Origin of the sequence: Terrabacter sp. 2TAF16 (assembly GCF_052115065.1) — a bacterium.
Lineage (GTDB): Bacteria > Actinomycetota > Actinomycetes > Actinomycetales > Dermatophilaceae > Terrabacter.
The window spans coordinates 149,943-168,648 of sequence record NZ_JBFRFZ010000002.1; the positions used below are offsets into that span (position 1 = coordinate 149,943).

20 protein-coding genes are annotated in these 18,706 nt (G+C 71.3%); 15 read left to right on the top strand and 5 right to left on the bottom strand.

Annotated features, from left to right (window positions below):
• The first annotated feature begins 94 nt into the window (after nt 1-94).
• The 4 genes from AB4Z14_RS02865 to AB4Z14_RS02880 all read left to right on the top strand — a co-directional run bounded on the left by AB4Z14_RS02865 (nt 95) and on the right by AB4Z14_RS02880 (nt 3,044).
• Nucleotides 95-583, top strand: a complete 489-nt coding sequence (locus tag AB4Z14_RS02865) for a DUF4825 domain-containing protein (protein ID WP_442273845.1) — start codon at nt 95-97, stop codon at nt 581-583.
• Between the two features lie 166 nt (nt 584-749).
• Nucleotides 750-1,562 carry a transporter substrate-binding domain-containing protein gene (locus AB4Z14_RS02870; protein WP_442273846.1) on the top strand — a complete coding sequence of 271 codons (813 nt, stop codon included), beginning with the start codon at nt 750-752 and terminating at the stop codon, nt 1,560-1,562.
• A 7-nt stretch (nt 1,563-1,569) separates the two neighbouring features.
• A complete protein-coding gene (locus AB4Z14_RS02875; protein ID WP_056778147.1) occupies nt 1,570-2,238 on the top strand; it encodes an amino acid ABC transporter permease in 669 nt (222 codons plus the stop codon).
• Nucleotides 2,235-3,044, top strand: coding sequence for an amino acid ABC transporter ATP-binding protein (locus AB4Z14_RS02880; RefSeq protein WP_442273847.1), 810 nt, complete (start codon nt 2,235-2,237; stop codon nt 3,042-3,044). The genes AB4Z14_RS02875 and AB4Z14_RS02880 overlap by 4 nt, the downstream gene beginning before the upstream one ends.
• Before the next feature lie 49 nt (nt 3,045-3,093).
• Here AB4Z14_RS02880 and AB4Z14_RS02885 read toward each other — a convergent pair whose 3' ends face one another.
• Nucleotides 3,094-3,807, bottom strand: a complete 714-nt coding sequence (locus AB4Z14_RS02885) for an SGNH/GDSL hydrolase family protein (protein ID WP_442273848.1) — start codon at nt 3,805-3,807, stop codon at nt 3,094-3,096.
• Between the two features lie 113 nt (nt 3,808-3,920).
• On the opposite strand from AB4Z14_RS02885, the gene AB4Z14_RS02890 reads away from it, so the two are divergent.
• The 3 genes from AB4Z14_RS02890 to AB4Z14_RS02900 all read left to right on the top strand — a co-directional run bounded on the left by AB4Z14_RS02890 (nt 3,921) and on the right by AB4Z14_RS02900 (nt 7,658).
• Nucleotides 3,921-5,099, top strand: coding sequence for a cystathionine gamma-synthase (locus AB4Z14_RS02890; RefSeq protein WP_442273849.1), 1,179 nt, complete (start codon nt 3,921-3,923; stop codon nt 5,097-5,099).
• A 30-nt stretch (nt 5,100-5,129) separates the two neighbouring features.
• Nucleotides 5,130-6,479, top strand: a complete 1,350-nt coding sequence (locus AB4Z14_RS02895) for a glutamate mutase L (protein ID WP_442273850.1) — start codon at nt 5,130-5,132, stop codon at nt 6,477-6,479.
• 189 nt (nt 6,480-6,668) lie between these two features.
• On the top strand, nt 6,669-7,658 hold the full coding sequence (locus tag AB4Z14_RS02900; RefSeq protein ID WP_442273851.1) for a hypothetical protein: 990 nt from the start codon (nt 6,669-6,671) through the stop codon (nt 7,656-7,658).
• A gap of 140 nt (nt 7,659-7,798) precedes the next feature.
• Here the strand turns inward: AB4Z14_RS02900 and greA are convergent, their stop codons facing one another.
• Nucleotides 7,799-8,284 (bottom strand): transcription elongation factor GreA, encoded by a 486-nt coding sequence (gene greA / locus AB4Z14_RS02905; RefSeq protein WP_442273852.1) that lies wholly within the window; start codon nt 8,282-8,284, stop codon nt 7,799-7,801.
• 211 nt (nt 8,285-8,495) lie between these two features.
• Nucleotides 8,496-8,867 carry a DUF4307 domain-containing protein gene (locus AB4Z14_RS02910; RefSeq protein ID WP_442273853.1) on the bottom strand — a complete coding sequence of 124 codons (372 nt, stop codon included), beginning with the start codon at nt 8,865-8,867 and terminating at the stop codon, nt 8,496-8,498.
• Between the two features lie 201 nt (nt 8,868-9,068).
• On the opposite strand from AB4Z14_RS02910, the gene mca reads away from it, so the two are divergent.
• Nucleotides 9,069-10,097: a mycothiol conjugate amidase Mca gene (gene mca / locus AB4Z14_RS02915; RefSeq protein WP_442274017.1), complete on the top strand. Its 1,029-nt coding sequence runs from the start codon at nt 9,069-9,071 to the stop codon at nt 10,095-10,097.
• Entirely contained in the window at nt 10,094-10,366 is a 273-nt protein-coding gene (locus tag AB4Z14_RS02920) for a hypothetical protein (protein WP_442273854.1), read from the top strand. The genes mca and AB4Z14_RS02920 overlap by 4 nt, the downstream gene beginning before the upstream one ends.
• A 99-nt stretch (nt 10,367-10,465) precedes the next feature.
• On the opposite strand, the gene trhA is transcribed toward AB4Z14_RS02920, so the two are convergent.
• Complete coding sequence (trhA, locus tag AB4Z14_RS02925) at nt 10,466-11,200, bottom strand: PAQR family membrane homeostasis protein TrhA (RefSeq protein WP_442273855.1); 735 nt, start codon at nt 11,198-11,200, stop codon at nt 10,466-10,468.
• A 211-nt stretch (nt 11,201-11,411) separates the two neighbouring features.
• On the opposite strand from trhA, the gene AB4Z14_RS02930 reads away from it, so the two are divergent.
• The 6 genes from AB4Z14_RS02930 to AB4Z14_RS02955 all read left to right on the top strand — a co-directional run bounded on the left by AB4Z14_RS02930 (nt 11,412) and on the right by AB4Z14_RS02955 (nt 17,563).
• The gene (locus AB4Z14_RS02930; RefSeq protein ID WP_442273856.1) at nt 11,412-12,203 is read left to right on the top strand and encodes an isoprenyl transferase; all 792 of its coding nucleotides are present in this window, start codon (nt 11,412-11,414) and stop codon (nt 12,201-12,203) included.
• Nucleotides 12,204-12,406: 203 nt separating this feature from the next.
• The gene (locus tag AB4Z14_RS02935) at nt 12,407-13,345 is read left to right on the top strand and encodes a hypothetical protein (protein ID WP_442273857.1); all 939 of its coding nucleotides are present in this window, start codon (nt 12,407-12,409) and stop codon (nt 13,343-13,345) included.
• Nucleotides 13,346-13,471: 126 nt separating this feature from the next.
• Entirely contained in the window at nt 13,472-14,143 is a 672-nt protein-coding gene (locus AB4Z14_RS02940) for a hypothetical protein (RefSeq protein WP_442273858.1), read from the top strand.
• A complete protein-coding gene (locus tag AB4Z14_RS02945) occupies nt 14,140-14,478 on the top strand; it encodes a hypothetical protein (RefSeq protein WP_442273859.1) in 339 nt (112 codons plus the stop codon). The genes AB4Z14_RS02940 and AB4Z14_RS02945 overlap by 4 nt, the downstream gene beginning before the upstream one ends.
• A 509-nt stretch (nt 14,479-14,987) precedes the next feature.
• Nucleotides 14,988-16,223 (top strand): PhoH family protein, encoded by a 1,236-nt coding sequence (locus tag AB4Z14_RS02950; RefSeq protein ID WP_442274018.1) that lies wholly within the window; start codon nt 14,988-14,990, stop codon nt 16,221-16,223.
• Between the two features lie 434 nt (nt 16,224-16,657).
• Complete coding sequence (locus tag AB4Z14_RS02955) at nt 16,658-17,563, top strand: lytic transglycosylase domain-containing protein (RefSeq protein WP_442273860.1); 906 nt, start codon at nt 16,658-16,660, stop codon at nt 17,561-17,563.
• Between the two features lie 104 nt (nt 17,564-17,667).
• Here AB4Z14_RS02955 and coaA read toward each other — a convergent pair whose 3' ends face one another.
• Nucleotides 17,668-18,669: a type I pantothenate kinase gene (gene coaA, locus AB4Z14_RS02960; protein ID WP_435986839.1), complete on the bottom strand. Its 1,002-nt coding sequence runs from the start codon at nt 18,667-18,669 to the stop codon at nt 17,668-17,670.
• Nucleotides 18,670-18,706: the final 37 nt, after the last annotated feature.

An 18,706-nucleotide genomic window follows, 5' to 3' on the forward strand; every position in this document is an offset into this window, starting at 1 on the left:
GATCCCACCGCGGCGGACGGGAACCGCGGGAGTGCACGCGGCGTCCCTGACCTGCAGCGCACCGGTGGTCGGTGCCGCAGACAGGAGACCCCACATGGTCCGGAACGTCGTCGCCTCGCTCGCCGTCGGGGTCGTCGCCCTCGCCGGGTGCACCTCGTCCCCGGCCGACGCCCCGTCTCCCGACGCGTCCGGGTCGGTCGCTGCGGGTGACCGCGCGCAGGCGCTCTGGGCCGACCGGACGGCATACGTCGGCGACAACTCCAAGGTCATCGCTCTCGTCGGGGACGCCGGCTTCGGACCCGCCGGCAGCTACACGCTCTCGCTGTGGACGACCCGACCTCCGTATGCCGTGACGATCACCGTCACCGACCCGGCGAAACCGCTCGACGCGACCGACCTCACCGGGCCGGCCACGCTGCTGCTCGGCACGGTGACCAACCTCGACGCCGTCCACGTCACCGGCCCGGGCAGCACCTTCTCCCTGACGGCGCGCGAGGCGACCGCGACCCTCGGGCACGACGTCAAGACGCTGGGCACCGACCGTGCCGCCCTCGCCGACTACGTCCGTTCGCTCGACGACTGAGCACCTCCGCGGCGGTGGTGACACTCCGGGCGGGAATGCGAACGGCTCGCGCTCGGTTGGCACGCGGTGGGCCATGCCGACACCTGATTATGCCCATCCCAAGATGGGCTTATAGGTTGGCGGCCGTCCCGACCCCATCCCACCGATCCACCAGGAAGTGCCCACCATGCGTTCGAGGTTCACCCTCACCGCCCTGCTCGCCACGCTCGTCGCCGTCGTCCTCACCGCTTGCAGCACCGGCTCCGGTGGCGGCTCGGACCTCGAGTCCGTCAAGCAGGCGGGCGTCCTGCGCGTCGCCACGGAGGGCACCTACTCGCCGTTCTCGTTCCACGACCCGAAGACGAACGCCCTGACCGGCTACGACGTCGAGGTCGCGAAGGCCGTCGCCGACAAGCTCGGCGTCAAGGTCGAGTACGTCGAGACGCCGTGGGACGCGATCTTCGCCGGTCTGGCCGCCGACCGCTACGACGTCGTCGTCAACCAGGTCACGAAGAACCCGGAGCGCGCCGGCCTCTACGGCCTGAGCAGCACCTACACGTGGTCCGAGGGCGTCATCGCCACCCGCGCCGACGACGCGACGATCTCCTCGCTCACGAGCCTCGAGGGCAAGAAGTCGGCGCAGAGCCTGACGAGCAACTGGGCCAAGGTCGCCAAGGATGCCGGCGCCCAGGTCGAGTCGGTCGAGGGATTCACCCAAGCCATCACGCTGCTCAAGCAGTCGCGTGTCGACGCGACCGTCAACGACAGCCTCGCGGTCCTCGACTACCTGAAGTCGACGGGCGACACGACGGTGAAGATCGCGGCCAAGACCGGTGACGTCTCCGAGCAGGTCGTCGCGACGCGCAAGGACTCCGACCTCGTCGCCGCCATCGACACGGCGCTCGCCGACCTCGAGGCCGACGGCACCCTGACGAAGATCTCGCACAAGTACTTCTCGGCCGACGTCTCGAAGCAGCCGGCCGGCGCCTCCGGTTCGTGATCGGGTCGTGAACGAACAGACGACCCAGCTGATCCTCGACTCGCTGGGCCCGCTCCTGCGGGCCACGGTGACCACGACGATCCCGCTGACTCTCATCAGCTTCGTCCTCGGGCTGGTCCTCGCGCTCGGCGTCGCCCTCATGCGGCTGTCGTCGGTGCGGGTGGTCTCGTCCCTGGCGCGGATCTACGTCTCGCTGGTTCGTGGCACGCCGCTGCTGCTCCAGCTCTTCATCATCTACTACGGCCTGCCCGCCCTCGGGGTGCGCTTCGACCCCTTCCCGGCCGCGGTCGTCGCCTTCACTCTCAACGTCGGTGGCTATGCGGCCGAGGTGATCCGTTCGGCCATCCTCTCGGTCCCCAAGGGCCAGTGGGAGGCGGCCTCGACGGTCGGGATGGGCTACGTCACGACCCTGCGCCGGGTGGTCCTGCCGCAAGCCGTGCGCACGGCCATCCCACCGCTGTCCAACACGCTCATCTCCCTCGTCAAGGACACCTCGCTCGCCTCGACCATCCAGGTCACCGAGCTGCTCCGCGTGGCGCAGGAGGCCGCGGCACCGACCTACGAGTTCTTCGCGCTCTACGGCGTCGCCGCCGTCTACTACTGGGTCGTGTGCCTCGTCCTCTCCTTCGTCCAAGCCCGTCTCGAGGAACGACAGAACAGGTACGTCTCGACATGACCGAGCCCACCACCCCCTTGATGTCGGCGGAATCCGCTGCGCCGCGGCCCGCCCCGCTCGTCTCGGTGTCCGGCCTCGCGAAGTCGTTCGGCGACCACGAGGTGCTCCGGTCGATCGACTTCGAGGTCGCCCCGGGGAGCGTCACCGTCCTCATCGGCCCTTCGGGTTCGGGCAAGACGACGGTGCTGCGCTCGCTCAACGCGCTCGACGTCGCCGACGCTGGCGTCGTCCGCATCGGTGAGGTCGAGGTCGACTTCGCGCAGCGTCCGGTGACCAGGCAGCAGGTGGCGACCCTCCGCGCCCAGAGCGGCATGGTCTTCCAGTCGCACCATCTCTTCCCGCACCTGACGGTGCTCGAGAACGTCACGGCGGGGCCGGTCCTCGCGCAGCGTCGCGACCGCGCCGAGGTGGCTGAGGAGGCGCGCGAGCTGCTGCGGCTCGTCGGGCTCGAGGAGAAGGCCGACGCCTACCCCTACCAGCTCTCCGGCGGGCAGCAGCAGCGCGTCGGCATCGCCCGCGCGCTCGCCATCAAGCCCAAGCTGATGCTCTTCGACGAGCCGACGTCGGCCCTCGACCCCGAGCTCGTCGGCGAGGTGCTCGTGGTCATGAAGAACCTTGCGGCACAGGGCTGGACCATGGTCGTGGTCACGCACGAGATCCGCTTCGCCCAGCAGGTCGCGGACCAGGTGCTCTTCATGGACGGTGGTGTCGTCGTCGAGCGCGGCACGCCGGACGAGGTGCTGACCCGACCGCGCACCGAGCGAGCCCGCCAGTTCCTGCACCGCATCCTCGACCCGCTCGACTGAGCGGCGCTGCGGCGCAGCGCAACCCGAGGACGTATGCCGTCCGGCCGGCTCAGGCGATGAGGCCCGCTCGGTCGACGGCGCGCTCCACGACGGTCGCCATCTCGGCGTAGCCGCGGTCGTTGGGGTGGAACTTGTCCGACGCGAGTCGGCCCCGCCACGACCGGGGCCCGTCACGGCGCATGTCGACGAGAACGAGGTGACCGGCGTCGGCGCGTGCGCGCAGCATGGCGTCGACGGCGCGGGCCTCGCGGTGCGGGTTGGGCAGGTTCGAGACGAGCGCACCCTCGGGCAACCGGTCGAGCATCGCCGCGAAGCGCTCGACGAGCCCACGACGGTGGCGGCGCATGACGACGTCGTTCGAACCGATGACGACCGTGACCAGCGTGGGCGTCTGGCCGTCCGTGGCGAGGGACTCGAGAGCCGGTAGCTGCCGGTCGAGCACGTCCTCGACCCGCGCGCCGTTGACTCCGAGGTTGACGATGCGGTGGTCCCAGCCGCGCACGGTGAGCCGCTCGCTCAGCTGCCCGACCCACCCGCGGTCCGGGGCGCTCGCGCCGATGCCCTGCGTCATCGAGTCGCCGAGGGCGACCCACAGGGGCCTGCCACCCGCGGCGGCCACGCGGTTGTGGGACTCCCACCACCCGGCATACGGCAGCACCTGCTCCTGGACCGAGCGGATGCCGGGGAAGGCCGTCGAGAGCGCCGACAGCACCGGACCACGCGGTCGGTGGCTGCGGTTGCTGTAGTCGAAGTCGGGCCCCACCGGGGCAGCATCGCAGACGTCGGTGTGACCTCCGCCGCAGCGCCGCCGTCGCGGGTGGCGGCGGAGCCCGACGGGCTTCGGGGGGCCGCGGCTCAGGGCATAGGCTCGTCCTCATGTCTGACGAGCACGGCTTCTCCACACGCGCCATCCACGCCGGCCAGGAGGCCGACGAGCTCACTGGAGCGGTGGTGCCCCCGATCTACCAGGTCTCGACCTACAAGCAGGACGGCATCGGCGGCTTCCGCAACGGCTACGAGTACAGCCGGTCGGCCAACCCGACCCGGACCGCGCTCGAGGAGTGCATCGCCGCGCTCGAGGGCGGCAGCCGCGGCTTCGCCTTCGCGTCCGGCCTCGCCGGCCAGGACACTGTCGCCCGCGCTCTGCTCGTCCCCGGCGACCACGTCGTCGTCCCGAACGACGCCTACGGCGGCACGTACCGCTACTTCAACAAGGTCGCGAAGCCCCAGGGCATCGAGCACTCCATCGCCGACATGGGCGACCTCGAGGCGGTCCGTGCCGCGATCCGTCCCGGGCAGACGAAGATGGTCTGGGTCGAGACCCCGACCAACCCGCTGCTCGGCATCGCCGACATCGAGGCCATCGCCGCGATCGCCCACGAGGCGGGCGCCGTGCTCGTCGTCGACAACACATTCGCGACGGCCTACCTCCAGAGCCCGCTCGCGCTCGGCGCCGACGTCGTGACGCACTCGACGACCAAGTACTCCGGCGGCCACAGCGACGTCGTCGGCGGCGCCGTCGTGACAGCCAGGAGCATCACGGTGCCCGGCTACGCAGACGCCGAGGAGCGGATCGCCTTCCACCAGAACAGCATCGGCGGCGTCGCCGGGCCGTTCGACTCGTGGCTGACCTTGCGCGGGCTCAAGACCCTCGCCCTCCGCATGGAGCGCCACTGCGACAACGCCGAGAAGGTCGTCGAGTTCCTCGAGGGCCACGACGGCGTCTCCCAGGTGCTCTACCCGGGGCTGCCCGGCCACGCCAACCACGATGTCGCCGCGCGCCAGATGAAGCGCTTCGGCGGCATGGTCAGCTTCCGGATGCGTCGCGGTGAGGACGCCGCCGTCAAGGCGTGCGCGGCCGTGAGCCTCTGGACGCTGGGCGAGTCGCTCGGCGGTGTCGAGTCGCTCATCGAGCACCCGGGTCGCATGACGCACGCGAGCGTCGCCGGCACCGAGCTCGAGGTGCCGTCCGACCTCATCCGCCTCTCGGTCGGCATCGAGGACGTCGACGACCTCATCGCCGACCTGCGCGAGGCGCTCGACATCCACGGCTGACCGCTCCGCGCCACGAGACCACCACCGCGCATGACGATCCTCACCGTCGACTTCGGGTCGACGTTCACCAAGGGTGCCCTCCTCGCCGACGACGGCGCCGTGCTCGGCACGGCGTCGACCCCGACGACCGGCACCGAGGGTCGGGGCGACATCCTCGACGGCTACCGGACGCTGCGCGACGAGCTGGACGTCCCTGACGACGCGACGGTGCGGGCCTGCTCGAGCGCGGGTGGTGGGCTGCGGCTCGCCGTCGTCGGCTACGAGCGCACCGTCACCGCCCAGGCCGGGCACCGGGTCGGCCTGTCCGCCGGGGCCAAGGTCGTCCACGTCGCGGCCGGGGAGCTGACGACCGCCGACGTCGCGGGCATCCGCGCGGCCCGGCCCGACATGATCCTGCTCGTCGGCGGCACCGACGGCGGCAACAGCAACGTCCTGCTGCACAACGCCTCCCGGCTCGCCAAGGGCGCCATCGGCGGGCACGGGGCGCACGCCGTGCCGGTCGTCGTCGCCGGCAACGTCGACGCGCGCGACGAGGCGGCGGCCGTCCTCGCGACGACGGGCCGGCCGACCGTCCTCGCCGAGAACGTCCTCCCGCAGATCGGGGTCATCGCGCCCGAGTCGGCACGGGCCGCGATCCGCGACGCCTTCCTGCGCCACGTCATCGGCGGCAAGGGGCTGTCGCGTGACCCGGCCTTCGCCGCGATGGTCGAGGCCGCGACCCCCGACGTCGTCCTGCGCGGCGTCGAGGTGCTGGCCTCGGTGACCGACGGCGGCGACGTCCTCGTCGTCGACGTCGGCGGTGCGACGACCGACGTCTACTCCTGCCTGACCCCCGAGGGCGAGGACGCCGGCCTGCGCAAGGACGTCGTGGCCCCGCTGTGGCACGCCCGCACCGTCGAGGGCGACCTCGGCATGCGGTGGAACGCCGAGCACGTCGTCGAGGCCGCCGTGGCCGAGCACCTGCTCGACACCGTCGCCGACCGCGACGCCCTGACCGCGTATGCCGCCCGCGTCCACGAGCGCCCCGGCTCGCTCCCCGTCGACGACGCCGAGCGCGTGCTCGACCTCGAGCTCGCGCGGCTGGCGGCGCTCGTCGCGGTGCGCCGGCACGCACGCCCGGCCCAGCCGACAGAGTCGCCGCGGCCGCTCGCGAACGTCACGGCGCTCGTCGGGTCCGGGGGAGTGCTGCGCCACACAGACGCCGCCGGGCGCGACCACGTGCTCGGCGCGGTCCTCGCCGACCACGCCGGTGGCTGGAAGGTGCCGCGCGCCGCCCGCGCGACGGTCGACACGGCATACCTCCTCTTCGCGGCAGGCCTGCTCGCCGACGACCCCGACGAGGGCCACCTCGCCCGAGCCGTAGCCACCCAAATCCTCTAACCGTCGAAAGGCCAACGTTTGCGGGTGCCGACCCGTCGAGGGGCCAACGTTTGCGGGTGCTGACCCGTCGAGGGGCCAACGCTTGCGGGCACCAACCGTTGTCCACACCTCTTTGGCCGCAGGCGCCGTTACGCACAGGTGACCCGACGGGCGTCGCGCGCCGTGCCATGGGCGTCGGACCGTCTGGGCATGGAAGCCCAAGCACTGCCACCCGACCTGCTCACTCGTCCCTTCAGGACGTCCGAGGCCCTCCGACGGGGAGTGACACCCTCCCGACTGCGTGCCGACGACCTGTGGACCCCGACACCGGGCGTCCGCACCGTCGAGATTCCGACGACGCTGCTCGAGCGTACGTATGCGTTCGCCGCCGCGGCGCCCCAGGAGTTCGCGTTCGCGCACGCCACGGCGGCTCGTCTCCTCGGGATCCCCCTGCCCTATGCGCTCGACGAGGATCCGCACATCCACATCGTCACGCCCACCGATGCCAATCGGATCCGGCGCGGTGAGGTGATGGGCCACCGCGGTCTGGAGTCGAGAGAGGTCGTCGAGGTTCACGGTCTTCCGGTCGTCGGACCTGCGGACACGTGGGCGGACCTCGGGGAGTACGTCGGTGCCGGACTCCCGGTTGGCCTCGATGACCTCATCGTTGCGGGCGATGCGGCAGCAAACCTCCTGGGGGAGGTCGCCCCGCTCAAGCGGGCCGTCGAGGCGCGGGTGCGGCCCCGTGGCAAGGTGACCCTGACGTTCGCCCTGCCACGGGTGCGGCTCGGAGCGTGGTCGCCCATGGAGACCCGTAGCCGTCTGATGGTCACTCGGGCAGGACTTCCGGAGCCTGGTCACAACCGCCCGGTGGTCAGTCACACCGGCGAGTTGCTCGGGTTCGGCGACCTCGTCTGGGAGCAGCAACGTGTCGTGGGGGAGTACATGGGCGTCGAGTTCCACACTCGCTCACGGGACAAGGTCCATGACGGTCTCCGCCGTGACCGGGTCGAGCGAGGCGACTGGGCCGTCGTCGAGATCGTCTCTGCCGACGTGTTCGAGCACGAAGCCCGTGCCGCGAAGCTGCGCGAGATCGCCGGCTGCCTGGGGGTCAACGCTCACGTGCTGGACGTGATCGCCGCCGCGCCGCAGTTCTTCGCGCCTGCTCAGTTCGCTCGGCCTCGCCGTCGACGGTCTTAGCGGTGGCAACCGCGATCTTTGGCCTTTCGACGATCAGGGACCCGCGAACTTCGGCCTTTCGACGGGTGAGGGTGGGGATGTGCGAGCGGGCCGGCCCCTCCGTGGAGGGGCCGGCCCGCTCGGTCAGGCGTCTGCGGTGCTCAGCCGGTGTAGGGCTTCGCGGCGATGATCTTGACGCCGATGGTCTTCCCGTTGGGGGCGACGTAGCTCGTGCTGTCGCCGACGCTCTTGCCGTTGATGGCGGCGCCCATGGCGGACTTCTCGGAGAAGACCTGGAGGTCGGAGCCGTCAGCGATCTCACGGTTGCCGAGCAGGAAGGTCTCCTCGTCGCCGAAGATCTCGACGGTCACGAGCATGCCCGGCTCGACGACGCCGTCGTCGGGGGGCGTCTCGCCGATCGTCGCGTTCTGGAGCAGCTCGGTGAGCTGGCGGATGCGGGCCTCCATCTTGCCCTGCTCCTCGCGGGCGGCGTGGTAGCCGCCGTTCTCCTTGAGGTCGCCCTCCTCGCGGGCCTCCTCGATCTTGTGCGCGATCTCGAGGCGACCTTCGCCCGTCAGCTGGTCGAGCTCCGCCTTGAGGCGGTCATGGGCCTCCTGGGTCAGGAAGCCAGCGGCAGTCTCGGTCACGGTGTGTCACTCCTCGGATGAACAGCGCCCACGCGGTGCTCGCGTGGGCGCCTGCACAAAAATATGGGCCCGAACCGTGGTGTCGTCGACTCGTGATGCCGGTCGGCGACGGGTCCGGACCCTGGATGAAGCAACAAGGATAACAAAATGAACGGCAAACGTGCAGTTCACGCGGCATTTCCGTGCTGGCGACCCCCGGCGGCGGCACCGTTCACGAGCAGGTCTTGACCTGTCCGGTCACGGCTCGTGACGTCGTGCGGAGCGTCACCGACTCGTCCGTCGTCTCGTCGGCGCTCGCCGGCACCTGCACGGTGCTCGTCCCGACGGGGGCAAAGTCGCGCGCCAGCGCCTCCACCGTGCACGTCAGGGCGGTGCCACCCGGTCGGTAGACCTGGAAGTCGACCCGCACCTGCTGGTCGCTGACCACCTTGTAGCCCAGGGTCTGCCAGCTCGGCTGGCCCAGCGTGGACGACAGGCCGAACCAGATGGCGAGGCCGACACCGGCGAGGATGCCGACCGTGCCGACGACCCACCACTTCAGCTGGCCGGGGGCGGGGCGGGGCAGGGTCGTGCGGGACGGCATACGGAGTCCTGGCGGTTCGAGCCCGCGCATCGTCAGGTGCGAGGGAGTGAGAGGATGGCGGACGGGTCCAGTGTCTCCCATGGCACGGCGCGAGCCGCACGGACCCGGACGCCGAGGGGCACCGGACACCACCAGCCACCCGCGTCCCACCCACGAAACTGACGACGAACAGGGAGCCACGTGGCCGAGGGCATGCGTTTGATGGCGGTGCACGCGCACCCCGACGACGAGTCGAGCAAGGGCGCCGCGACGACGGCCAGGTACGTCGCCGCCGGCACCTCCGTCATGGTCGTGTCGTGCACGGGCGGCGAGCGCGGCGACATCCTCAACGAGAAGCTCAAGGACGACCCGCACATCCTGCGCGACATCGCCCAGGTGCGCCGCGACGAGATGAAGGCCGCGCAGGAGGTGCTCGGCTGCGAGCACACGTGGCTCGGCTTCGTCGACTCCGGTCTGCCGGAGGGCGACCCGCTGCCGCCGCTGCCCGACGGCTGCTTCGGTCTCGAGGACATCGACGTGACCACCGAGGCGCTCGTCCGGGTCATCCGCGCGTGGCGACCGCACGTCATGACGACGTACGACGAGAAGGGTGGCTACCCCCACCCCGACCACATCATGTGCCACACGGTCTCCATGGCGGCCTTCGAGGCGGCGGGCGACCCGTCCCGCTACCCGCACGCCGGCGAGCCGTGGCAGCCGCTCAAGATCTACTACAACGGCGGCTGGTCCAAGGACCGCCTCGAGGCGATCCACGACGCGATGCTCGCCGAGGGACTCGAGAGCCCCTATGCCGAGTGGCTGGCCAACTGGAAGCCGCGGCGTTCCGGACGCCCGACGACGACGATCGCCTGCGGCGAGTTCTTCGAGACGCGTGACCGCGCGCTCATGGCGCACGCGACGCAGGTCGACCCCGACGGCTTCTGGTTCCAGGTGCCGCTCGAGATCCAGACACGGGTCTGGGGCGTCGAGGAGTTCGAGGCCGCCCTGTCCTACGTCGAGATCGCCGACGGGGAGGACGACCTCTTCGCCGGGCTCGGGACCCCCGCAGAGGCCGACGCGCTCGCGACCCGCACCGACCTCGAGCTCGTCCACGACGGCCGGGTCGACGACGAGCCCGAGCCCGACGAGGCCGAGCAGGAGACCGGTCGCGCCCACGGCGACAGCTCCGACACGCACACCGACGAGGACGACGACGCGGACAGCGACAGCGAGAAGGCGGACGCGCGATGAGTGGCGGCGGCAACCTCCCGATCGGACCCGGCATCTGGGGCTTCATCGCGTTCTTCGTGCTCGCGATCGCGCTGTGGTTCCTCGTGCGCAACATGAACAGCCGGCTGCGCCGGATGGCCTACCGCGACCGGGACCGGGCCGAGCAGTTCGCCGCGGACGCCGACGTCGTTGGCACGAAGGACGAGCCGGCGACGGCCGGCACGCCGGACCCCGACGTGGACGAGCCGGGCGACGGCCCTCGCTCGGACGGCGAGACCCCGCGCCCCTGAGACGCTGCGAGCGGCATACGCCCTCGGACACGACGAACGCCCCGGCACGGTGCCGGGGCGTTCGGACGTTCTGGGCTCAGGTCGCGAAACCTGCCGACGTCACGTCGCTGCCTGGTAGCCGATGACGGCGAGCGTCACCGCCACGAAGTGGGTGAGGAAGCCGCCGAGGGTGAAGGCGTGGAAGACCTCGTGGAACCCGAACCACCGGGGCCACGGGTTGGGCCGCTTCGTGCCGTAGACGATCCCGCCGGCGGTGTACATGAGGCCGCCGAGGCCGATGAGCGAGCCGATGAGCGGGCCACCCTCGCGCCAGAACGGCACGACGTAGAAGATGGCGGCCCAGCCGAGCGCGAGGTAGAGCGCCGTGTAGAGCCAGCGCGGGGCGCCGACCCAGAAGACCCGGAAGAGGACGCCGGCGATGGCGCCGCCCCAGATGACGAGGAGCAGCAGCCGGGCCTGGTCGGCCGGCAGGAGCGTCACGGCGAACGGCGTGTAGGTGCCCGCGATGATGAGGTAGATGTTCGAGTGGTCGAACCGCTTGAGCAGGCCCGACATCTTCGGGCCCCACGTGCCGCGGTGGTAGACGGCCGAGACCCCGAAGAGCAGGGCGGCGCTGATCGTGAAGACGATCGAGGCCGTGCGCACGGACCCGGGTTCGGAGAGGAGCACGAGGACCAGGCCGCCGATGAGGGCGACGGGGAACATGCCGAGGTGCAGCCAGCCGCGCAGGCGGGGCTTGACGATCGCAACGAGGTCGGCGACGGGGGTGCCCGACGGGTCCTCGGTGCTGGGGTCAGGGCTGTGGCCAGCGGTGGGCTCGGGGGTGCTGCTCATCGCCCCACTGTAACCTACGCGACCGTAAGTTACGGCAACGTAGGTTCAAGGATTCCTGAGTGCCCCGGGCCCCCGGACACCTCCACGAGACCCTCACGAGGTCGTCACCAAAGCCTCGCGACGACTCCCACCCGACCGCCTCGGTACGCCGATGGGCGAGCGGTACGGTGGGACCGCGGCCCGCTCGGGGCTGCCCAGACCGTGACCGGCGATGACACGAGCGAGTCGACGAGGAGGCCCCGTGGGGTGGCGCGATGTGGTCTACGGCGCGTACGAGCGCCGAGTCCTCAAGGACCTCCCCAAGGAGGCGCTCCCGCGGCACGTCGCCGTCATGCTCGACGGCAACCGGCGGTGGGCCAAGGCCCGCGGCGCCGGCACGGCCAGCGGCCACCAGGCCGGGGCCGACAAGATCGAGGAGCTGCTCGAGTGGTGCCGCGAGGCCGGCGTCGAGTACGTCACCCTCTGGCTGCTCTCGACCGACAACCTGCGCCGCGCCGAGGAGGAGCTCGCTCCGCTCCTCAAGATCATCGAGACGGCCGTCGCCGACCTCGCCGAGTCGGGGCACTGGCACCTCAAGATCGTCGGCGCCCTCGAGCTCCTGCCGCCCGAGACGGCCGCGAGCCTCAGCGCGTCGGCCGAGCGCACCCAGGACGTCCACGGGATGATCGTCAACGTCGCCGTCGGCTACGGCGGCCGCCGCGAGATCGCCGACGCCGTGCGCGACCTGCTGCTCGCGCGGGCCGCTGACGGCGAGACCATCGAGCAGATCGCCGCGGAGCTCACGGTCGAGGACATCGCCGGGCACCTCTACACCAAGGGCCAGCCCGACCCCGACCTCGTCATCCGCACGTCGGGCGAGCAGCGGCTCGGTGGCTTCCTGTTGTGGCAGAGCGCGACGTCGGAGTTCTACTTCTGCGAGGCCTACTGGCCCGACTTCCGCCACGTCGACTTCCTCCGGGCGCTCAGGGCGTATGCCGGCCGGCACCGTCGCTTCGGCGGCTGACCGACCGCTCGACCGACCGCTCGCCCGACCGCTCGACCGACCTGCTGCGACACGCCGCAGCCGTGGGGAGTCCTCCCCATTGTCCGGGTTGGTGCGGTTGCGTAGGTTGCGGGTGGGCCGAGACGCCGGGGCATGCACAGCGGCTCCGAGCCGGCCGGCACGTGCACGACGAACACGGCGACGACATCAGGGGAGTACGAGAGATGGCGATCTACAAGAAGGGTGCCGACCCGGTGGCCCTGCGGGCGTCGGCCGAGCGCTTCACCGGGCACGCCCGTGAGTGCGACACCCTCAAGGGAGAGGCGAGCCGTGCGGTCCATGCCCTCAAGGGCCAGTGGGGCGGCGCCGACCTCGACCACCTGATTGACCGCTGGCCGCCGGTCGAGGCGCAGCTGACCCAGTTCGGCACCGACCTCGGCAAGCTCGCCGAGGCGCTGCGCCGCAACGCCGGCGCCCAGGACAGCACGAGCGGCCAGGGTGGCTCCGGCTCCGGCGGGGGACCCGGCGGGTCCGGTGGCAGCGGGGGCAGCGGGGGCAGCGGCGGCATCCCGGGCTACGACCTGCTCAAGTCGCTGTGGACCCCGATCAAGGGTCTCGGCACGGCCGTCGGTCTGCTCGGCACGGGCATGAAGATCAAGAACTTCCTCTCCAACCTCGGCAGCTGGGACCGCGCGACGGGCCTGTTCGCCAACCTCAAGAACGCGTGGAGCACCGGCCGGCTCGCCGAGTTCGGCGACGCGCTCAACCCGAAGAACTGGAGCACCCTCTCGCGCTTCATGCCGTCGCTCGCCGAGGGCGGGGCGTTGGCCCGCACGCTCGGCACCGTCGGCAAGGCGCTGGGCCCGATCGGTGTGGCCTTCGGTGGCTTCACCGTGGCCAACGACATCTCCGAGGGCAACTACGGCCGTGCCGGCTACGACTCCGTCATGACGGGCCTCGGTGCCGCGGCGCTCATGACGCCGCCCCCCGTCGACGTCGTCTGCGGCATCGCCGCCGGCGGCATGGCGGTCGGCCAGCTCGTCTACGACAACTGGGACACGATCACCGACTTCACCGGTGACGCCGTCGACGCCGTCGGCGACTTCGCCTCCGACGCCGGCGACGCGATCGGCGACCTGGCCGACAAGGCGTGGCCGTTCTGACCGGTCCCGAGGGCCCCGGGAGGCGAAACCCCGGGGCACCCGGCATCGTTGACGTGACGACAGGGCCCACGCGCCGGCCGCACGACCATCCCGCGAACGACACACAGACCACGACCGAGGAGAACCATGGCTGACCCGATGAAGGGCACCCCGCTCGAGGGCTTCGAGCTCCCTGAGGACGTCTTCGGGCTGGGAGCCGCCGAGCTCGCCTACCTGATGGCCCGCCACGAGACCCCGGCCGGTGAGCGCTCACGCCGCCTGCTCATGCTCGACCCCCGTGCGGCCGACGACGCTGCCCTGCTCGCCGGCGCCTCGAGCCTCGCGTCTCGCGGCTGGCTCACGGTCAGCGACGAGGGCACGCCGCAGTCGCGCTCGAACGCCGCCCTCGTCGAGTACGCCGTGGGCGCGGCCACGCGGTGGACGCGCATCGGGCTCGTGGGTGAGAACGTCAGCCAGGCCGACTTCGCGATCCTCGTCGAGTCCGACACCGTGATCGCCCTGATGCAGCCGCGCCAGCTCGCATCGTGGTTCATCCGCCTCGGCGAGCGCGACGGCAACACCGGTGCCCTCGTGACCGGGCTCGTGCGCGAGCGGTTCGCGGCGAACGCCGAGTCCGGCGTCTTCCTCGAGGTGCAGACCCTCGAGGGCAGCACCAACCTCGCGATCCGCCGCTCCGGCACCGACTTCGAGGCGCTGACCGACGTCGCCGGGCCGGGCACCGGCACGGGCGGGGTCGTCGACGCCGAGGGCCTCCAGGCTGCCGTGTCCGCCCTCTACACCGAGAAGGTCGACGCATGAGCGCCCCGACGCCCCGCCAGACCGATCCGACCGGGCAGACCCCGCCGAAGGAGCCGTTCTCCTACGTCAGTCAGGAGCGCGGGCTGCTCACGCTCAAGATCCGTGAGCCCGCGCTGATGTTCCTCTTCTTCCTCGCCTTCACGGTCGTCGGCGTCATCTTCTTCTCCATGGTCAAGAAGGGTGCCGACGAGGGCGCCGAGGGCGCCATGGGCGTCGCCTACCTCATCCTCGCGATCTTCGGCGGCCTCGGCGTCATCGGCATGGCCATCGCCGCCGTGCGCTGGCGCTGGAAGCGTGAGTACGTCCGCGTCATGGGCCGCTCTCCTTGGGCCTGACGCCCCGTCGCGTCGACCTCGGCGCGAGCACCCGAGTGCGCCACCTCGCCGTCGGTCCCGGTCCACGACCGGGGCCGGCGGCGACCGGTGTGTGACGCCCACGTGAACTCTGCGGCGACACGACGACACGACGTCACTCAATCCCCGTCGCCGTCGCCTCCGGGTCGTACCGTCGTCCCAACGGCCGACACCCGTCGGACGTTGCCAGGAGGCCCACCCATGGAGCGATCGCTCAGGACGGAGGGTCGGGCAGTGCGCCACCCTCTGGTGGTCACCGCCCGGCATCTCGGGAGCGATTAGGCGCGCGACGCGCGCCGCGTAGGGAGTGGCACATGGCTCGTACGACCCGTCAGGTCACGTCGGACCCCGCCAGCACGAACACCAAGCCGGCCGCGGCCTCCACACGCGCCACGACTCGCGCCTCCACGCGCACGACGGCCCGCGAACGCGAGCCCGAGCACAAGACGTACGTCCTCGACACGTCGGTGCTCCTGTCCGATCCCCGGGCCATGCTCCGCTTCGCCGAGCACGAGGTCGTCCTGCCGGTCGTCGTGGTGACCGAGCTCGAGGGCAAGCGGCACCACCCCGAGCTCGGCTACTTCGCCCGCCAGGCCCTGCGCCTGCTCGACGACCTGCGCGTCAGCGAGGGCCGGCTCGACAAGCCGGTCGCCGTCGGCACCGACGGCGGGACACTGCGCGTCGAGCTCAACCACACCGACCCGTCCTCGCTGCCGGCGGGCTTCCGCCTCGGCGACAACGACACCCGGATCCTCGCGGTGGCCCGCAACCTCGCCAACGAGGGCGCCGACGTCACCATCGTGTCCAAGGACCTCCCGATGCGCGTCAAGGCCTCGGCCTGCGGTCTCGAGGCGGAGGAGTACCGCCACGAGCAGGGCATCGACTCGGGCTGGACCGGGCTGCAGGAGCTCGAGGTCAGCAGCGAGGAGCTAGACCAGCTCTACGACCGTGGCCGCATCGAGCACGCCGGCGCCGCCGAGCTGCCGTGCCACACCGGTCTCGTCCTGCTCTCGCCGCGGGGAAGCGGCCTGGGGCGGGTCGGCGCCGACAAGCAGATCCGGCTCGTGCGCGGCGACCGTGACGCGTTCGGCCTGCACGGCCGCAGCGCCGAGCAGCGGATCGCCCTCGACCTGCTCCTCGACCCCGATGTGGGCATCGTCAGCCTCGGCGGTCGGGCCGGCACCGGCAAGTCGGCCCTGGCGCTCTGTGCGGGCCTCGAGTCGGTCATGGAGCGCCGGGCCCAGCGCAAGGTCCTCGTCTTCCGCCCGCTCTTCGCCGTCGGTGGCCAGGAGCTCGGCTACCTGCCCGGCACCGAGCAGGAGAAGATGAACCCGTGGGGCCAGGCTGTCTTCGACACCCTGGGGGCGCTCGTCTCGACGGAGGTCGTCGAGGAGATCATGGACCGCGGCCTGCTCGAGGTCCTGCCGCTGACGCACATCCGCGGACGCTCGCTCCACGACGCGTTCGTCATCGTCGACGAGGCCCAGTCGCTCGAGCGCAACGTGCTCCTCACCGTCCTGTCGCGCATCGGCCAGAACAGCAAGGTCGTGCTGACCCACGACGTGGCCCAGCGTGACAACCTGCGCGTCGGACGGCACGACGGCGTGGCCGCCGTCATCGAGAAGCTCAAGGGGCACCCGCTCTTCGCCCACGTCACGCTGACGCGGAGCGAGCGCAGCCCGATCGCGGCGCTCGTCACCGACATGCTCGAAGGTCTCGAGATGTGACCTGAGTCACAGACCGCACGGCGCTCCCCGAGCACGCAGCTCGGGGACGCTGTGCGCTGGGCCACTCGCCACGACCCTTGGAGCACCCCTCGACGGTGGATGCCGACTTGCCCCGCGGGGCGGTCGAATGGCACCGTGTGAGGTTGAAAGATCTCGGAACGGTAACGCTCGCCTCGGGGTGTGAGCGCAACCGGCCGGGTCACCATCACACGTCGGGCGCAGCCGTCGACGGGCCAGCGCCCGCAGACGCGCGCGCCGGGCACTCCCCTCGACACAGGAAGGCGTGACGTCTGTTCATGGCACGGTATGAAGGCCGGCACCGCAACGCACCGGCTCCCTCGACCGCTCCGCGCCCGAACCCCGCCACACCCTCGGCGCGGTCCGGCCGCGTCCACCCCGAGACGGCTCCGGCCGTCCCCCGCAGCCCCCGCCCGGTGAGCCACGGCTCGACCGGCGCGGCAGTCGCGTCAGGTGCGCCAGACGCGAAGGGTGCGACCCAGGGGGCCCGCCGGGCCTTCGACCCGACGCGTGCCATCCCCGTCACCCCGGCCGCTGACCGCGCCGCCTCCGCCAAGACCGCTGCGGGCCCCGACGCCCGCCGCTCGTCGTCGGCCCAGCCGCACGGAACCCGCAGCAGCCGACACCACAAGCCCTCGGCGCGCCGGCGTCACGTCGGCCGACCGATCCTCGCCGGCGCACTCGCCCTCGGTCTCGGCGCCTCGGGGTTCGCCTACGCCAAGGCCACGAACCTCATCGGCGCCGACGCGGCCGCGTTCGTCGTCGGCAGCGGCGTCGTCGCCCAGACCGACGAGCTGGCCCGCGCCTCGACGGTCGACACGACCTACCGCGCCGCCGCCTCCGTCTCGCGCAACGAGCGCCGCACCGCCATCGCGGCCACCGGCCTGCGCACGGCCAAGGAGCTCGAGGCCAAGAAGAAGAAGGAAGCCGCCAAGCAGGCCGTCCTGGCCCGCGAGGAGGCGGCCAAGGCCGAGCGCGCCAAGGAGCGCCAGCGCGCCATCGACAACGCCAAGGACGACCCGCAGGCCGCCGCCCGCGTCCTCATGGCCGACCACGGCTGGACGAGCGACGCGCAGTACAACTGCCTCGTCAACCTCTGGACCGGCGAGAGCGACTGGCGCTGGTTCGCCGAGAACCCCAGCTCGGGCGCGTACGGCATCCCGCAGTCCCTGCCCGCCCGCAAGATGTCGCAGTTCGGTGCCGACTACCGCACCAACCCGCTGACCCAGATCAAGTGGGGTCTCTGGTACATCGAGATGTCCTACGGCAACCCGTGCAACGCCTGGTCCACGTGGCAGGCGCGCTCGCCGCACTGGTACTGACCTGACCCAGCCGTATGCCGTGTGGCCGGCTCCCAGCGGGAGCGCGCCACACGGCAACGTGCGTCGTGGGCAGGGCGCCCCGAGGCTGCGGCCAGGGCCGTCGGTCAGATCTTGCGGAGCCGCACCCGGCGTACCTCGTGGTTGTCGCCCTTGGACAGCACGAGGCTCGCCCGTGAGCGCGTCGGGAGGATGTTCTCGACGAGGTTCGGGCCGTTGATCTCGCGCCAGATCCGGTTGGCGGTCGCGACCGCCTCGTCGTCGGACAGCACCGCATACCGGTGGAAGTACGAGTCGGGGTCCGAGAACGCCGTCTCGCGCAGCCGCAGGAAGCGTTCGACGTACCACTTGCGCACGTCGTCGACCCACGCGTCGACGTAGACCGAGAAGTCGAAGAAGTCACTGACCGCGAGACCGGTCCCTCGCACGGGGTGCACCTCCGGCGCCTGGAGCACGTTGAGGCCCTCGACGATGAGCACGTCGGGTTGGCGCACGACGATGCGCTCGCCCGGGACGATGTCGTAGGTCAGGTGCGAGTAGACGGGGGCCGTGACCTCGGCCCGGCCGGACTTGATCTCGGCGACGAAGCGGAGCAGGGCACGACGGTCGTAGGACTCGGGGAAGCCCTTGCGCTGCAGGATGCCCCGGCGCTCGAGCTCGGCATTGGGGAAGAGGAAGCCGTCGGTCGTGACGAGCGCAACGCGCGGCGTGTCGGGCCAGCGGGCCAGCATCTCGCGCAGGATGCGGGCCGTCGTCGACTTGCCGACGGCGACCGAGCCCGCGACGCCGATGACGAACGGCGTCTTGGCCGGGCGCTCGCCGAGGAAGTCGCTCGTCACCTGGTGGAGCTGGCGGGTGGCCCCCACGTAGAAGTTGAGCAGGCGCGAGAGCGGGAGGTAGACCTCCTCGACCTCGTTGAGGTCGACGCGGTCACCGAGGCCGCGCAGTCGCGCGAGGTCGGCGTCGTCGAGGTTGAGGGGGTGGTTCTCGCGCAACCGGGACCACGCGGCCCGGTCGAACTCGACGTACGGCGACGGGATCGCGGTCCCGTTGGCGCCGTTGCCGCCGTTCCCGCCGGTACCGCTGGATGGCTCCGACACGAGCGACATTCTTGCGGACGCCACCGCCGGGGGTGGCATTGGGCCC

Bases quoted from the DNA above. Each gene is read 5' to 3' on its own strand.
- AB4Z14_RS02865 (WP_442273845.1), top strand. From the start codon at position 95: ATGGTCCGGAACGTCGTCGCCTCGCTCGCCGTCGGGGTCGTCGCCCTC.
- AB4Z14_RS02870 (WP_442273846.1), top strand. From the start codon at position 750: ATGCGTTCGAGGTTCACCCTCACCGCCCTGCTCGCCACGCTCGTCGCC.
- AB4Z14_RS02880 (WP_442273847.1), top strand. From the start codon at position 2,235: ATGACCGAGCCCACCACCCCCTTGATGTCGGCGGAATCCGCTGCGCCG.
- AB4Z14_RS02890 (WP_442273849.1), top strand. From the start codon at position 3,921: ATGTCTGACGAGCACGGCTTCTCCACACGCGCCATCCACGCCGGCCAG.
- AB4Z14_RS02895 (WP_442273850.1), top strand. From the start codon at position 5,130: ATGACGATCCTCACCGTCGACTTCGGGTCGACGTTCACCAAGGGTGCC.
- AB4Z14_RS02900 (WP_442273851.1), top strand. From the start codon at position 6,669: ATGGAAGCCCAAGCACTGCCACCCGACCTGCTCACTCGTCCCTTCAGG.
- AB4Z14_RS02910 (WP_442273853.1), bottom strand. From the start codon at position 8,867: ATGCCGTCCCGCACGACCCTGCCCCGCCCCGCCCCCGGCCAGCTGAAG.
- mca (WP_442274017.1), top strand. From the start codon at position 9,069: ATGGCGGTGCACGCGCACCCCGACGACGAGTCGAGCAAGGGCGCCGCG.
- AB4Z14_RS02920 (WP_442273854.1), top strand. From the start codon at position 10,094: ATGAGTGGCGGCGGCAACCTCCCGATCGGACCCGGCATCTGGGGCTTC.
- trhA (WP_442273855.1), bottom strand. From the start codon at position 11,200: ATGAGCAGCACCCCCGAGCCCACCGCTGGCCACAGCCCTGACCCCAGC.
- AB4Z14_RS02930 (WP_442273856.1), top strand. From the start codon at position 11,412: ATGACACGAGCGAGTCGACGAGGAGGCCCCGTGGGGTGGCGCGATGTG.
- AB4Z14_RS02935 (WP_442273857.1), top strand. From the start codon at position 12,407: ATGGCGATCTACAAGAAGGGTGCCGACCCGGTGGCCCTGCGGGCGTCG.
- AB4Z14_RS02940 (WP_442273858.1), top strand. From the start codon at position 13,472: ATGGCTGACCCGATGAAGGGCACCCCGCTCGAGGGCTTCGAGCTCCCT.
- AB4Z14_RS02945 (WP_442273859.1), top strand. From the start codon at position 14,140: ATGAGCGCCCCGACGCCCCGCCAGACCGATCCGACCGGGCAGACCCCG.
- AB4Z14_RS02950 (WP_442274018.1), top strand. From the start codon at position 14,988: ATGCTCCGCTTCGCCGAGCACGAGGTCGTCCTGCCGGTCGTCGTGGTG.
- coaA (WP_435986839.1), bottom strand. From the start codon at position 18,669: ATGTCGCTCGTGTCGGAGCCATCCAGCGGTACCGGCGGGAACGGCGGC.